The organism is Pseudomonas sp. P65(2024), from assembly GCF_057480955.1.
This window is the reverse complement of sequence record NZ_JBLIYX010000008.1, coordinates 26,910-41,601: the sequence shown is the minus strand read 5'-3', so window position 1 is coordinate 41,601 and position 14,692 is coordinate 26,910. Positions and strand designations below refer to the sequence as shown.

Genomic DNA, 14,692 nt, shown 5'->3' with positions numbered 1-14,692 from the left:
TTTCAGGCAGTGAATCGTTGATGTTCGGCCACGGCGCGCGCCACCCAGACGCGGGCCTGGCCAAGGTAATGGGCCGGGTCGAGCAGGCGGTCGAGTTCGTCGGCGGACAGTTCGGCGCTGACCTGTGGCTCGTCGCCCAGCACGGCACGCAAATGGCGCTCCTCGGCCACGGCGCGCTGGCAGCATTGCTCCAGCAGGTGATGGGCACGCTCGCGCCCCAGGCGCTGGGCGAGCACGATACTGACGGCCTCGGCCAGCACCAGGCCCTGGGTCAGATCCAGGTTGCGGCGCATGCGGGCGGCGTCCACCTCCATGCCCTCGGCGATCAGCTGCGCCTGGCGCAGGGCGCCGGAGACCAGGCAACAGATTTCCGGCAGGGTTTCCCATTCGGCGTGCCACAGGCCGAGGCTACGCTCATGCTCCTGGGGCATCGCGGCGAACAATGTCGAGACCAATCCCGGTACCCGGGTGGCAGCACCGATCAGCACCGCCGCGCCCACCGGGTTACGCTTGTGCGGCATGGTCGAGGACCCGCCCTTGCCCGGCGCAGCGGGCTCGAACAGCTCACCCGCCTCGGTCTGCATCAGCAGGCTGACATCCCGGCCGAACTTCCCCAGGCTGCCGGCGACCAGGCCCAATACCGAGGCAAACTCCACCAGGCGGTCCCGCTGGGTGTGCCACGGCTGTTCGGGCAAGGACAGTTTCAACTGCGCGGCCAGGGCTTCTGCCACCGGCAAGGCCTTGCTGCCCAGCGCCGCCAGGCTGCCCGAAGCGCCGCCAAACTGCAGTACCAGCAGGCGCGGGCGCAGCTCCTTGAGGCGCTGGCGATGACGGGTCAGGGCGCCGAGCACACCGGCCAGTTTCATCCCCAGCGTCACCGGCGTGGCATGCTGCAGCCAGGTACGCCCCACCAGCGGCGTGTCGGCATGTTGCAGGGCCTGACGAGCCAAGGTGTCGGCCAATTTGCCAAGGTCACGGTCGATCAGCGTCAGGGCGTCACGCAGTTGCAGCACCAGGCCGCTGTCCATCGCATCCTGGCTGGTCGCGCCCAAGTGCACGTAGCGCTCGGCCTCGGGCACGCCGCTGGCGACCACCTTGCCCAAAGCCTTGACCAACGGAATCGCCGAGTTGCCAGCGGTGGCGATGGCATCGGCCAAGGCACGCACGTCATAACGCTCGGCCTTGCAGGCCGTCTCGATGGCGGTCACCGCCGTGTGCGGCACTAGACCGGCACCGGCCTCGGCGCGGGCCAAGGCGGCCTCGAAATCGAGCATGCCCTGCAACCGGCCGCGGTCAGAGAAGATCTCGCGCATCGCCGGCGCGGTGAAGTAGGCGTCGAACAGTTGGTTGCTCATGCAACGTCCTTAATGATCGTGATGCAGATACGCCGCCTGCTTGGGCAGGCGCAGGCTGAACAGGAAGGCCACCGCCATCATCGCGGTCACGTACCAGTAGAAGGTGTTCTCCATGCCTAAGGTTTTCAAGCCCAGCGCCACGTATTCGGCCGAGCCGCCAAACACCGCGTTGGCCACCGCGTAGGCCAGCCCCACCCCCAGCGCACGGACCTGCGGCGGGAACATCTCGGCCTTCACCAGGCCGCTGATGGAGGTGTAGAAACTGACGATGCACAGCGCCAGGGTCACCAGCACGAAGGCCATGAACGGACTGCTCACGGTCTTCAGCGCCATCAGCAGCGGCACGGTGAAAATCGTCCCCAGGGCGCCGAACAGGAGCATCGAGTTGCGTCGACCGATACGGTCGGAGAGCATGCCGAACACCGGCTGCAGGATCATGAACAGGAACAGCGCGCCGGTCATGACGTAACTGGCGCTCTTGGCGTTCATGCCGGCGGTGTTGACCAGATACTTCTGCATGTAGGTGGTGAAGGTGTAGAAGATCAGCGAGCCACCGGCGGTGTAGCCCAATACCGTGACAAAGGCGGCGGCATGGTTGCGGAAAAGCCCGCGAATGGTACCGGCCTCCTTGTCCTGGCGAGTCTCGGCACTGCTGGTCTCCTTCAGCGAGCGGCGCAGCATCAGCGAGATCAGCGCGGCGATGGCGCCGACCACGAACGGGATGCGCCAGCCATAAGCACGCAGCTCATCCTCGGTGAGCAGCTGTTGCAGGATCACCACCACCAGCACCGCCAGCAACTGGCCGCCGATCAGGGTGACGTACTGGAACGAAGCGAAGAAGCCGCGCTGACCGCGCAAGGCCACTTCGCTCATGTAGGTGGCGGTGGTGCCGTACTCGCCGCCCACCGACAGGCCCTGGATTAGCCGCGCCAGGAGCAGCAGCGCCGGCGCCCAGGCGCCAATGCTGGCGTAGGTGGGCAGGCAGGCGATGATCAGCGAGCCGCCGCACATCATCAGCACCGAGATCATCAGCGAATTCTTGCGCCCGTGCCGGTCGGCCAGGCGGCCGAAGATCCAGCCACCGATGGGGCGCATCAGAAAGCCCGCGGCGAACACGCCTGCCGTGTTGAGCAACTGCACGGTGGGGTCATCGGAGGGAAAGAAGGCCGGTGCAAAGTAGATCGCGCAGAAGGCGTAGACATAGAAGTCGAACCATTCCACCAGGTTGCCCGAGGAGGCGCCGACGATGGCGAAGATCCGCTTGCTGCGTTCTTCGCCGGTGTAATAGCTGGAAGTCATGGTGTTTTTACTCCTGGGAGGTCACTGCAAAGTCTAGACATACCCAGTAACAATCTCGTTCCACTGTCGGCCCAATCGCGGGGCAAGCCCGCTCCCACGATTGCCCGCGCAATTGCCAGGAAACAGCGTGGGAGCGGGCTTGCCCCGCGATTGGGCCGGTGCCGGTCAAACCCGCTCGATGGCCAACGCCAAGCCCTGACCGACGCCTACGCACATGGTCGCCAACCCCTTGCGCCCACCGCTCCTCTCCAGCTGATGCAACGCCGTCAGCACCAACCGCGCCCCGCTCATCCCCAGCGGATGCCCCAGGGCAATCGCACCGCCGTTAGGGTTGACCTGCGGCGCATCATCCGCCACGCCCAGCTCGCGCAGCACCGCAAGCCCCTGGCTGGCAAACGCCTCGTTGAGCTCGATGACATCGAAATCCGCCACCGCCACACCCAGCCGTTCGGTCAGCTTGCGCACCGCCGGCACCGGGCCGATCCCCATCACCCGTGGCGCCACGCCGGCACTGGCCATGCCCAACACCCGGGCCCGTGGGGTCAGGCCATGTTTCTTCACCGCATCGGCCGAGGCCAGGATCAGTGCGGCGGCGCCATCGTTGACGCCCGATGCATTACCTGCGGTAACCGTCTTGTCCGGGCCATTGACCGGCTTGAGCCTGTTCAGCGCCTCCAGCGTGGTGTCCGGGCGCAGGTGCTCATCCTGCTCGACCACGGTCTCGCCTTTTTTATGGGCGATACGCACCGGCACGATCTCTTCGGCGAAGTAACCAGCAGCCTGCGCGGCGGCAGCCTTTTGCTGGCTGCGCAGGGCGAAGGCGTCCTGGTCGGCGCGCGACACCTGGTAATCGTCAGCGACGTTGTCGGCGGTCTCGGGCATGGCGTCCACGCCATGTTGCGCCTTCATCAACGGATTGACGAAGCGCCAGCCGATGGTGGTGTCCTCGAGCTTCATGTTGCGCGAATAGCCGCTTTCGGCTTTTCCCATCACGAACGGCGCACGGGACATCGACTCGACGCCACCGGCGATGGCCAACTCCATCTCGCCACTGGCGATGGCGCGAAACGCGCTGCCGATGGCGTCCATGCCCGAGGCGCACAGACGATTGAGGGTCACGCCAGGAATGCTCTGCGGCAGGCCGGCCAGCAGCAGCGCCATGCGCGCCACGTTACGGTTGTCCTCGCCGGCCTGGTTGGCGCAACCGAGGAACACTTCGTCGAGCAGCTCCCACTGCACCTGCGGATTGCGCTCGACCAGCGCCTTGAGCGGCACCGCCGCCAGGTCGTCGGCGCGCACGCCGGCCAGAGCGCCACCGAAGCGGCCGATTGGGGTGCGGATGGCGTCGCAAATAAAGACGTCACGCATCAGGCTTCTCCTGCCGTCTGGCCATGGGCGGCGGCGGTGCGCGCTTCGAGGTCGCGCAGGGCGGACAGCTCGACATCGCTGGGTGCCGCGGTCTGCAGCACGTCGTCGGCGAAGCGGATCGCCCAGCCAGTGGCGGCAACGATCTGCTCGCGGGTTACGCCCGGGTGGATCGACGTGACCACGAATTCATGGGTGCCCGCTTCCGGCTCCATGATGCACAGGTCGGTGATGATGCCGACCGGCCCCTCGCCGGGCAGGCCCAGGCGCTTGCGCGAGTCACCGCCTTCACCGTGGCCGACCGAGGTGATGAAATCGAGCTTGTCGACGAAGGCGCGTGGCGACTGCTTGAGGATGATCAGCACCTGCTTGGCGGAACCGGCGATCTCCGGCGCACCACCGGCACCTGGCAGGCGAGTCTTCGGCGCGTGGTAGTCGCCGACCACCGTGGTGTTGATATTGCCGAAGCGGTCGACCTGGGCCGCGCCGAGGAAACCGACGTCGATGCGCCCGCCCTGCAGCCAGTAGCGGAAGATCTCGCCGGTCGGCACCACGGTGTCGGCAGTCTCGGCCAGCTCGCCGTCACCGATGGACAGCGGCAACACACTCGGCTTGGCACCGATCGGGCCGGACTCGTAGATCAGCACGACATCGGGCGACGAGGTCAGGCGCGCCAGATTGGCGGCCTTCGACGGCAAGCCGATGCCGACGAAGCACACGGCACCGTTGCGCAGGCGGCGGGCCGCCGCGACGGTCATCATTTCGGAAGTGGAGTAGCTCATTGCGCGGCCTCCGCGGTGCTGGCCAGCTTGGCCTGGAATTCGGTGAAGTCCCGGGTGCCACGGATGAAGGTGTCGATCCAGGCGGTGAACGACTCGCGGTTGCGGGCGATCGGGTCCCAGGCCTGGTAGAAGCGGTTGTCGCGCTCGTAGTAGCCGTGGGCGTAGGACGGGTGGGCGCCGCCGGGCACCAGGCACACCGCGCTGAGCGCCCAGGTCGGCAGCACGCAGGCATTCATCGGCGCATTCAAGTCATCGACGATCTCCTCGACGGTGACGATGCAGCGCTTGGCCGCCAGGGCCGCTTCCTTCTGCACGCCGAGGATGCCCCACAACAGCACGTTGCCCTTGCGGTCGGCCTTCTGCGCGTGGATCACGGTGACGTCCGGACGCACCGACGGCACAGCGGCGAGCACCTCGCCGGTGAACGGGCAGGTGACGCTCTTGATCAGCGGGTTGACCTTCGGCAGGTCGGAGCCGGCGTAGGCACGCAGCACCGCGAACGGCAGGCCGGAGGCGCCGGCGACATAGGCGTTGGCCAGGTCGGCGTGGCTGTGCTCTTCGATCTCGATGGCGTGCGGCCACTGCTTCTCCACCGCGTCGCGCAGGCGATGCAGCGAACCGACGCCGGGATTGCCACCCCAGGAGAAGATCAGCTTGCGCGCGCAGCCGGCACCGATCAGCTGGTCGTAGATCAGGTCCGGGGTCATGCGCACCAGGGTCAGGTCGCGCTTGCCCTGGCGGATGATCTCGTGACCGGCCGCCGTCGGGATCAGGTGGGTGAAGCCTTCGAGGGCGACGCTGTCGCCGTCCTGGATGAACTGCTTCACAGCCTCGTGAAGCGAGAGGATTGCTGCCATTGGAGACTCCTGGTCAGGTCGAGTCGAGTCAGTGAGCAGCGGGCCATTGCGTCGCTGCGATGGGCCCAGATTACGGAGGCTATCGGGGTGGTTACAATCCGATAATCGCACTTTAGTGCGATTATCGAACAGATTGTTATCTTGCTATTTATGCCCGCCCCTGTCGTCTCAGGTCGCGTCGGCGTGGCTTACCAGCCCCTTGACCACCACCGCCAGGGTGGCCAGCGCCGCCGGCACCAACAGCGCGGTCAGTACCTGCTCGAAGGTCCACCCCAGCCCAAGCAGCGTCGCCCCGCTCCACGCACCGAGAATCGCGCCGAAGCGACCGATCCCGAGCATCCACGACACCCCAGTGGCGCGCCCCTGGGTCGGGTAGAACCGCGCTGCCAGCGAAGGCATGGCCGACTGCGCGCCGTTCACGCACATGCCGGCGACCAGCACCAGCGTGGCCAGCAAGGTAATGTTGCCCAGGCTCTGCCCCACGGCATAGGCGAAAACACCCGCCAGCAGGTAGAAGATGCCGATCACCTTGTGCGGGTTGAAGCGGTCCATCGCCCAACCCACGGCCACCGCACTGAGCACGCCGCCGAACTGGAACAATGCGCCGATGAAGGCAGCCTGCTCCATGCTCGCGCCGCTGTCACGCATCAGGGTCGGCAGCCAGCTGGTCAGCAGGTAGACGATCACCAGCCCCATGAAGTAGGTCAGCCACAGCAGCACGGTGCCCAGGCCATAGGTGCCCGAGAAGATCACCGCGAACACGTTGCGCGTCGCCACCACCTTGTGCTCAGGCACACTGAAGCTCGCAGCCTGGGCCACCAGGGCCGGGGCAATCGGCGCCAGGGTCCGGCGCACCTTCTCGGTGCCACGATTGCGCACCACCAGGAACCGCGCCGACTCCGGCAACCAGACCAACAACACCAGCGCCAGCAGCAACGGCAGCACCCCGCCGATCACCAGCAGGCTATGCCAGCCGTAGGCCGGGATCAGCTTGGCCGAGATGAAACCACCCCCGGCCATGCCCAGGTTGAAGCCACAGAACATGCTGGTCACCAGCAGCGACTTGAGCCGTTCCGGGGTGTACTCGGAAAGCAAGGTAGTGGCATTGGGCATGCCCGCCCCCAGGCCCAGGCCGGTCAAAAAGCGCAGCACCAGCAACTGGTCGACATTGCTGGCGTAGGCCGAGGCCAGGCTGAAACCGCCGAACACCAGCACCGCCCCCACCAGCACGCCCTTGCGCCCGAAGCGGTCGGCCAACGGCCCGGACCCAAGGGCACCGAACACCATGCCGATCAGCGCGGCGCTCATCACCGGGCCGAGGCTGGCGCGGTCGATGCCCCATTCCTGGGATAGCGCCGGGGCGATGAAGCCCATGGCGGCGGTGTCCAGGCCGTCGAGGAAGACGATCAGGAAGCACAGGATCACCACCCGCCATTGATAGCGAGACAGCGGTTGGTCGTTGATGAGAGACTGGACATCGAGGCAGTTGCCGACAGCGGATTGTGGCTTGTTCATTGTTGTTATCCGGGAGTTGGGCACAGGCAGGCTACCGCGCATCGCTGATACGCAGGAGCAGGAAACGTTGGATACGACGGCCTGGGATCAGCCGGGCAGCAGCACTGCGCGCGGGTGTGGCCGCGACAGCAAAGGGACGGTCTTCATGGGGGATGCCCTCGGGCCTGTTGTTATTGTCCGGTCGGCGAAGCCGACTCGTGCGACAGACATTAATCAGCAGGCGTGGGTGGCGCAATTCGTCGGGAACGACACTGTGCGTTTATCGAACAGGAAACGGCAGCGCCGGTTCGACAGCTCAGCCCACATGGTATGAAAGCCCGTCTGCCGCCGATGGGGCGCAATGCGCCCTGACGTTGTTCAGCCAAACAACTGGTGACACAGGTCCCGGCTGGCCGCCAGCAGGATCGGCAGGAAACGTTGCTCCAGTTCGCCACGGCTGACCCGACCGACATGGGTGCTCACGTTCAACGCCGCCAGCACCTGCCCGGAGGCGTCATAGATCGGCACGGCAATCGAACGCAACCCCTGCTCCAGTTCCTGGTCGACCACGCACCAACCCTGCTCGCGCACCTGCTGGATGCAGGCGAACAACGATTCAGGGTCGTGCAGTGTACGGCTGGTCCGCGCCTTGAGGTCCGCCCTATCCAGATATTCGTGCAGGCTGGCATCGTCGAGCGCCGCCAAGAGGATGCGCCCCATCGAGGTGCAATAGGCCGGCAACCGCCCACCGACGGACAGGTCGACCGAGATCAACCGTTCGACCGTGGCCGAGCGCGCTATATAAAGAATGTCGTCGCCTTCCAGCGTGGCCATGTTGGCCGCTTCGTGCAGCTGGTCGCTGATCCGGTCGAGGTAGGGCTGTGCCGATACCGCCAACGGCGTCGACGACAGGTAGGCATGGCCAAGGGTCAACACCTTGGGCAACAGCGAATAAGTACGCCCGTCAGTGGTCGCGTAACCCAGCTTCATCAAAGTATGCAGACAACGCCGGACCGCCGCCCGGGGTATTTCCGTGCGGTGGCTGATCTGCGCGATGGTCAGGTGTCGCTTGCGCTCCTGGAACGCCTGGATCACTGCCAGCCCACGGGCCAGGGAAGTCATGAAGTCCGGGTCGCCGGTGAAGGCCTGAATGCGCTTGGCCGCGGACGCCACGATCGGCGGTGCCAGGGCGGGGCTGGTACTGCGCGTGGGCTCGTTTGCTGGCGGCGCGCTGGTTTCTTCGCTCATGGACATGCCTCAAAAAATCGCTACCTCGTGCGATTATCGAACGAACGGCCGATAATCGCAATTGACCGCTGACACGTTTGCTTATACCTTTCCCCTGCCACATGTGGCTTCTTTGGAGAGACTGGTCAGGTACCCACCGTAGAAGTCCCAGGCAGCGGCCTCGCCTCCTAGCGAGGCCGTTTTCATTTCTGACAGCGAACGGTCAAAGTGGCCCCCTGACAAGTGGAACTTTCAGCACGCCAATCAGGCCAAAACTTTGGCTGGCCAGAATAACTTCCGGTCTATTGTCAATGACGCATAAAGAACGATAGCCTTCGAATTGACGATTGCTATAATCGGCACTGTTGATTGCCAGTGCTGTATAACGGATCCAATCGATAAACTTTCGTTGCCTTCCTGACGCCAGCCCGCTGCTTGAGCAGTGGTGTGTCGTGTGGTGCACGGCAGGTCGCCCTCCCACGCCCAGTCATTCCAAGTGCAACGATGTGTACGCGCTGCCTGTATGTCCACATTCAGCATGTGTATTTAACGGCCAACGCCCAACTTAAACTATTCAGGTATGACTGTGACGAAAGAAGAACTGCGCGCCGAACTCGAGCGCCAGGCTGAACGTTACAAGGATGTTTACGGTGGTGAAGTCACCACCTATGCCGCACAACCCGACCCGGAACGCAAACCCTGGCGTAAACGTGCCAGCATTCTCGACCAGGCCTTCGCCCAGGAGATCGAGAAGATCGAAAAGGAACTGCGCAGCGACGGCGATTGAAGCTGAGCGATGCTATAGCGCCATCACCTTATGGCGATTGCAGCGAGGCATCCTGGACAAAATTGCTCGATATGAAATGGAATCACACAAATTTCATACAAGCGTTTTAATTGCGGACAACTTGCCTAAATCGTCTCAAATCGCTGATTTTTCTGAAATTTATCGATTTTTTACGGCATTTTTTCGCAACAGCCCACTCGCACGACGCGTGGATGGGGTCGACATTCCCCTGCCATCGGTCAGTGGCGGGTGCATCGATTGCAATGGTTTTCTGGCATAATCCGCCCCCCCTAAGACCGCCAGACAACCTTCATGATCGATTTATTCAGCGGACTGGATGCCTGGGTTATCGTGAGCCTGACGCTCGCTCTGACCTTCGTGCTCGCATTCGAGTTCATCAATGGCTTTCATGACACCGCCAACGCGGTAGCCACTGTCATCTATACCAAGGCCATGCCACCGCACCTGGCCGTGTTCTTCTCCGGGGTGTTCAACTTCCTCGGCGTTCTGCTCGGCGGTGTCGGGGTGGCCTACGCCATCGTCCACCTGCTTCCGGTCGAACTGCTGATCAACGTGAACACCGGCCACGGCCTGGCCATGGTCTTCTCGCTGCTGGCTGCCGCCATCACCTGGAACCTGGGCACCTGGTACTTCGGTATCCCGGCCTCCAGCTCGCACACCCTGATCGGCTCGATCCTCGGTGTCGGCCTGGCCAACGCCCTGCTCAGCGACATTCCACTGGGCGACGGCGTCAACTGGCAGAAGGCGATCGACATCGGCATGTCCCTGGTGCTTTCGCCCATGGCCGGCTTCGCTGTCGCCGCCCTGCTGCTGATCGGCCTGAAATGGTGGCGTCCGCTGTCGAAGATGCACAAGACCCCGGACCAGCGCCGCAAGCTCGACGACAAGAAGCACCCGCCGTTCTGGAACCGCCTGGTGCTGGTGATCTCGGCCATGGGCGTGAGCTTCGTGCACGGCTCCAACGATGGCCAGAAAGGCATCGGCCTGATCATGCTGGTACTGATCGGCATCGTCCCCGCCAAGTTCGTCCTCGACCTGAACAGCACCACCTACCAGATCGAGCGTACCCGTGACGCCACCCTGCACCTGAGCCAGTTCTACCAGCGCAACGCCGCCACCCTGGGCGAGTTCCTGGCGCTGGGCAAGGCGCAAGCGAGCGACCTGCCGGAGCAGTTCAGCTGCAATCCACAGCAGACCGAGCCAACCATCGCCGCGCTGCAATCGTCGCTGGCCGGCGTGACCGACTACCGCGCCCTGAGCGCCGAGAAGCGCGTCGAAGTACGTCGCTACCTGCTGTGCCTGGACGACACGGCGAAGAAGGTCGGCAAGCTGCCGGGCCTGCAGGCCCGTGAAAAGGCCGACCTGGAGAAACTGCGCAAGGACCTGACCGCCACCACCGAGTACGCACCGTTCTGGGTGATCGTCGCCGTCGCTCTGGCCCTGGGCCTGGGCACCATGGTCGGCTGGAAACGCGTGGTACTGACTGTCGGCGAGAAGATCGGCAAGCAGGGCATGACCTATGCCCAGGGCATGTCGGCCCAGATCACCGCGGCCTGCGCCATCGGCATGGCCAACGTGTTCAGCCTGCCGGTGTCCACCACCCACGTGCTGTCGTCGGGTGTCGCCGGTACCATGGTCGCCAACAAGAGCGGCCTGCAGGGCGGCACCGTGAAGACCATTCTGCTGGCCTGGGTGCTCACCCTGCCGGCAACGATGGGCCTGGCGGCTGGCCTGTTCTGGCTGGCCACCAAGGCGATTGGCTGAGTGCTGATGCAGTACTGAAAAAGGCGCCTTTGCAGGGCGCCTTTTTCATATCCGTCATTCGAGGCCTATCGCGGGGTAACGGGTTTAACGTTTCTTCCCGCCCAGCAACGATCCCATCAAACCACGCACCAACTGCCGCCCCAACTGATTGGCCGCCTGGCGCACCGCTGACTTGATGGCCTGCCCCGCCGCGCTCTGCAGAAACTCGCCGGCCTTGTCGGCGAAGCTGTCCTCGTCGGCCTTGGCCTGGGGCGCGGGCTCCACCGGCTCGCCCTTGCGCTGGGTCAGCATTTCATAGGCCGACTCACGGTCCACCGGCTTGTCATAGCGCCCTGCCAGCGGCGATGCCGCGATCAGTGCCTGCCGCTCTGCTGCGCTCAATGGCCCGATCCGCGACTGCGGTGGCGCGACCAGCACCCGCTGGACCATGGCCGGCGTACCCTTCTCCTCCAACGTCCCGACCAGCGCCTCACCAATGCCCAGCTCGGTCAACACCGCCAGGCTGTCGAACGCCGGATTGGGACGGAAACCATCGGCCACCGCGCGCAGCGACTTCTGCTCCTTGGCGGTGAATGCCCGCAGGCCATGCTGGATGCGCAATCCCAACTGAGCCAGTACCGCATCCGGCAGGTCGCCCGGTGACTGGGTGACGAAATACACCCCCACGCCCTTGGAGCGGATCAACCGCACCACCTGCTCCAGGCGGTCCTGCAATGCCTTGGGGGTGCCGTTGAACAGCAGGTGCGCTTCGTCGAAGAACAGTGCCAGCACCGGCTTGTCGGCATCGCCACGCTCCGGCAACTGCTCGAACAGCTCGGCCAGCAGCCACAACAGGAAGGTCGCGTAGACCTTGGGCGCGTCATGCACCAGGCGGCTGGCATCGAGCAGGTGAATACGCCCGCGACCATCGCCTTCGGGGCGCAGCAGGTCCTGCAGTTGCAGCGCCGGCTCGCCGAACAGCGCCTCGGCGCCCTGCTGTTCCAGGGTCGCCAGCCGGCGCAGCAAGGCCTGCGTGGAAGCGCCGGTCATCAAGGCGCTGTCCTCGCCCAGCAGCTGCGGGTTGTCCTTCAGGTGCGCGAGCAGGGCCTTGAGGTCTTTCAGGTCGAGCAGCAGCAGGCCTTCGCGATCGGCCACCTTGAACGCCGCATACAAGGCGGCCTGCTGGCTGTCGGTGAGCTCCAGCAGGTTGCCCAGCAACAACGGTCCCATTTCGCTCAAGGTAGTGCGCAATGGATGCCCCGATTGCCCCGCGATATCCCAAAGACTTACCGGATAAGCCTGGGGCGTGTGGTTCAGCCAGGGCATGCCGGCGATCCGCTCGGCCACCTTGCCCTGGGGCGCCCCCGCCGCGCCCAGGCCGCACAGGTCGCCCTTCACATCTGCGGCGAATACCGCGACCCCGGCATCGCTGAACAGTTCGGCCAGATGTTGCAGGGTGACCGTCTTGCCGGTGCCGGTGGCCCCGGCCACCAGGCCGTGCCGGTTGGCCAGTCGCATGGACTGGGACACCGGCTGACCATCGGGACCTGCTCCTACTACCATTCGTAAGAAATCCGACATCTTCTTTCATCCCCTGCTCAAGTTCTGACGCGTGACAGCCGATATTTCAAATTGATTCTTCCAGAAAGACAGTAACAACCCGAAAAGGACCCACGGGAATTGTTGCACTGTTTTCCAGCCGTGCTTTGTGCGAACGACCCGATAAAAAACCTTAGCGGACGCGATCACGTTATGAATAAAAGCCTTCGTTTCAGCCATAAGATTCTTCTGGCGGCATCACTGATCGTGATACTCGCCTTCAGCCTCTTCACCCTTTACAACGACTACCTCCAGCGTAACGCCATTCGCGAAGACCTGGAGAACTACCTGGCTGAGATGGGCGAGTCCACCTCCACCAATATCCGCAACCTGTTCGAAGGGCGCATCAAGCTGGTCGAGAACGTCGCCCAGAATATTGCCCAGTACCCACAGAACACCGGTACCCTGCTGGGCCAGAACGCCCTCACCTCGAGCTTCCAGACCATCTATCTGGGCCAGCCCGACGGCACCTTCACCGTGCGCCCGGACACCAAGATGCCCGACGGCTATGACCCGCGCGTGCGTCCTTGGTACAAGGACGGCCTGAACGCCAATGGCACGATCCTCACCGAACCCTATATCGACATGGCCACCAATGAGCTGGTCATTTCGATCATCAGCACCGCCTCGCGCTCGGTCGGCGTGGTCGGCGGCGACCTGGCCCTCGACGGACTGGTGCAGATCATCAACTCGCTGAACTTCGGCGGCATGGGCTACGCGTTTCTGGTCAACGACCAGGGCAAGATCCTGGTGCACCCGGACAAGAACCTGGTGATGAAGTCGCTGTCGGACCTGTTCCCGCAGAACACGCCCAGGCTGTCCAGCAACCTGACCGAAGTGACGCTCAACGGCGAAACCCGCCTGCTCACCTTCACCCCGGTCAAGGGCCTGCCGTCGGCCAACTGGTACATCGGCCTGTCGGTGGACAAGGACAAGGCCTTCTCGATGCTCAGCACCTTCCGCACTTCGGCGGTGATCGCCACCCTGGTGGCGGTGGTGATCATCATCGCCCTGCTCGGCCTGCTGATCCGCGTGCTGATGCAGCCACTGCACACCATGACTCGCGCCATGTCGAACATCGCCGAGGGTGAAGGCGACCTGACCCGCCGCCTGGAAATCCACAACCACGACGAGTTCGGCATCCTCGGTACCGCCTTCAACCGCTTCGTCGAGCGTATCCATGGTTCGATCCGCGAGGTGTCCTCGGCCACCGAGCAAGTCAACGAAGTGGCGCTGCGGGTCATCAGCGCCTCGAATTCGTCGATGAGCAACTCCGACGAGCAGTCCAACCGCACCAACAGCGTCGCCGCCGCCATCAACCAGCTCGGCGCCGCCGCCCAGGAAATCGCCGGCAACGCCGCCCAGGCCTCGCAGCATGCCAGCTCCGCGCGGCTGCTGGCCGAGGAAGGCCAGCAGGTGGTGCAACGCAACATCGATGCGATGAACCGCCTGTCGGACCTGATCGTCACCTCCAGCGAGCATATCGAGACGCTGAACAACAAGACCGTCAACATTGGCCAGATCCTCGAGGTGATCACCAGCATTTCCCAGCAGACCAACCTGCTCGCCCTCAACGCCGCCATCGAGGCTGCCCGCGCCGGCGAGGCAGGACGTGGCTTTGCCGTGGTCGCCGACGAGGTGCGCAACCTGGCACACCGCACCCAGGAGTCGGCGCAACAGGTGCAGACCATGATCGAGGAGCTGCAGGTCGGCGCCCGCGAGTCGGTCGACACCATGGGCCAGAGCCAGCGTCATAGCCAGGACAGCATGGAGATCGCCAACCAGGCCGGTGAACGCCTGGGCAGCGTCACCCAGCGCATCGGCGAGATCGACGGCATGAACCAGTCAGTGGCTACCGCCACCGAAGAGCAGACCGCCGTGGTCGACTCGATCAACATGGATATCAACGAGATCAACATGCTCAACCAGGAAGGCGTCGAGAACCTGCAGGCCACCCTGCGCGCCTGCTCGGACCTCGAGCAACAGGCCGGCCGCCTCAAGCAACTGGTCGGCAGCTTCCGCATCTGACCTGCCGCCCGCTCCCGTCATGGGAGCGGGCTTGCCCCGCGACAGGACGCTCCGCCAAATCCCGATCGAACAAACTATCCTTCAGACAGGTCAACCCTCAGGCGCGTCATCGCCGGTTCATTACCGCCGGATGAC

11 protein-coding genes and 1 pseudogene are annotated in these 14,692 nt (G+C 64.1%); 4 read left to right on the top strand and 8 right to left on the bottom strand.

What is annotated here, in order from left to right; translation table 11 throughout:
• Positions 1-2: 2 nt before the first annotated feature.
• The 7 genes from AC25MA_RS13195 to pcaR form a co-directional block, all read right to left on the bottom strand.
• The gene (locus AC25MA_RS13195; protein ID WP_028690213.1) at positions 3-1,355 is read right to left on the bottom strand and encodes a 3-carboxy-cis,cis-muconate cycloisomerase; all 1,353 of its coding nucleotides are present in this window, start codon (positions 1,353-1,355) and stop codon (positions 3-5) included.
• Between the two features lie 9 nt (positions 1,356-1,364).
• Positions 1,365-2,654: an MFS family transporter gene (locus tag AC25MA_RS13190; RefSeq protein ID WP_062364114.1), complete on the bottom strand. Its 1,290-nt coding sequence runs from the start codon at positions 2,652-2,654 to the stop codon at positions 1,365-1,367.
• 165 nt (positions 2,655-2,819) lie between these two features.
• A complete protein-coding gene (pcaF, locus tag AC25MA_RS13185; RefSeq protein ID WP_182322201.1) occupies positions 2,820-4,025 on the bottom strand; it encodes a 3-oxoadipyl-CoA thiolase in 1,206 nt (401 codons plus the stop codon).
• A complete protein-coding gene (locus tag AC25MA_RS13180) occupies positions 4,022-4,801 on the bottom strand; it encodes a CoA-transferase subunit beta (protein ID WP_088851493.1) in 780 nt (259 codons plus the stop codon). The genes pcaF and AC25MA_RS13180 overlap by 4 nt, the downstream gene beginning before the upstream one ends.
• Positions 4,798-5,658 carry a CoA transferase subunit A gene (locus AC25MA_RS13175; protein WP_028690217.1) on the bottom strand — a complete coding sequence of 287 codons (861 nt, stop codon included), beginning with the start codon at positions 5,656-5,658 and terminating at the stop codon, positions 4,798-4,800. Before AC25MA_RS13175 ends, AC25MA_RS13180 begins: the two co-directional genes overlap by 4 nt.
• Positions 5,659-5,826: 168 nt before the next feature.
• A complete protein-coding gene (pcaK, locus tag AC25MA_RS13170) occupies positions 5,827-7,173 on the bottom strand; it encodes a 4-hydroxybenzoate transporter PcaK (protein ID WP_028690218.1) in 1,347 nt (448 codons plus the stop codon).
• A 357-nt stretch (positions 7,174-7,530) separates the two neighbouring features.
• Positions 7,531-8,400: a pca regulon transcriptional regulator PcaR gene (gene pcaR / locus AC25MA_RS13165; RefSeq protein ID WP_028690220.1), complete on the bottom strand. Its 870-nt coding sequence runs from the start codon at positions 8,398-8,400 to the stop codon at positions 7,531-7,533.
• Between the two features lie 565 nt (positions 8,401-8,965).
• On the opposite strand from pcaR, the gene AC25MA_RS13160 reads away from it, so the two are divergent.
• Positions 8,966-9,166 carry a hypothetical protein gene (locus AC25MA_RS13160; protein ID WP_028690221.1) on the top strand — a complete coding sequence of 67 codons (201 nt, stop codon included), beginning with the start codon at positions 8,966-8,968 and terminating at the stop codon, positions 9,164-9,166.
• Positions 9,167-9,478: 312 nt separating this feature from the next.
• Positions 9,479-10,951 (top strand): inorganic phosphate transporter, encoded by a 1,473-nt coding sequence (locus tag AC25MA_RS13155; RefSeq protein ID WP_028690222.1) that lies wholly within the window; start codon positions 9,479-9,481, stop codon positions 10,949-10,951.
• 84 nt (positions 10,952-11,035) lie between these two features.
• Here AC25MA_RS13155 and AC25MA_RS13150 read toward each other — a convergent pair whose 3' ends face one another.
• On the bottom strand, positions 11,036-12,511 hold the full coding sequence (locus AC25MA_RS13150; protein ID WP_028690223.1) for a helicase HerA-like domain-containing protein: 1,476 nt from the start codon (positions 12,509-12,511) through the stop codon (positions 11,036-11,038).
• 171 nt (positions 12,512-12,682) lie between these two features.
• Between AC25MA_RS13150 and AC25MA_RS13145 the strand changes: the two are divergent.
• Together AC25MA_RS13145 and AC25MA_RS13140 are read left to right on the top strand one after the other, a co-directional pair.
• A pseudogene (locus AC25MA_RS13145) lies at positions 12,683-13,699 on the top strand (HAMP domain-containing protein); the annotation flags it as partial.
• A 93-nt stretch (positions 13,700-13,792) separates the two neighbouring features.
• A complete protein-coding gene (locus AC25MA_RS13140) occupies positions 13,793-14,557 on the top strand; it encodes a methyl-accepting chemotaxis protein (protein WP_371349843.1) in 765 nt (254 codons plus the stop codon).
• Positions 14,558-14,692: the final 135 nt, after the last annotated feature.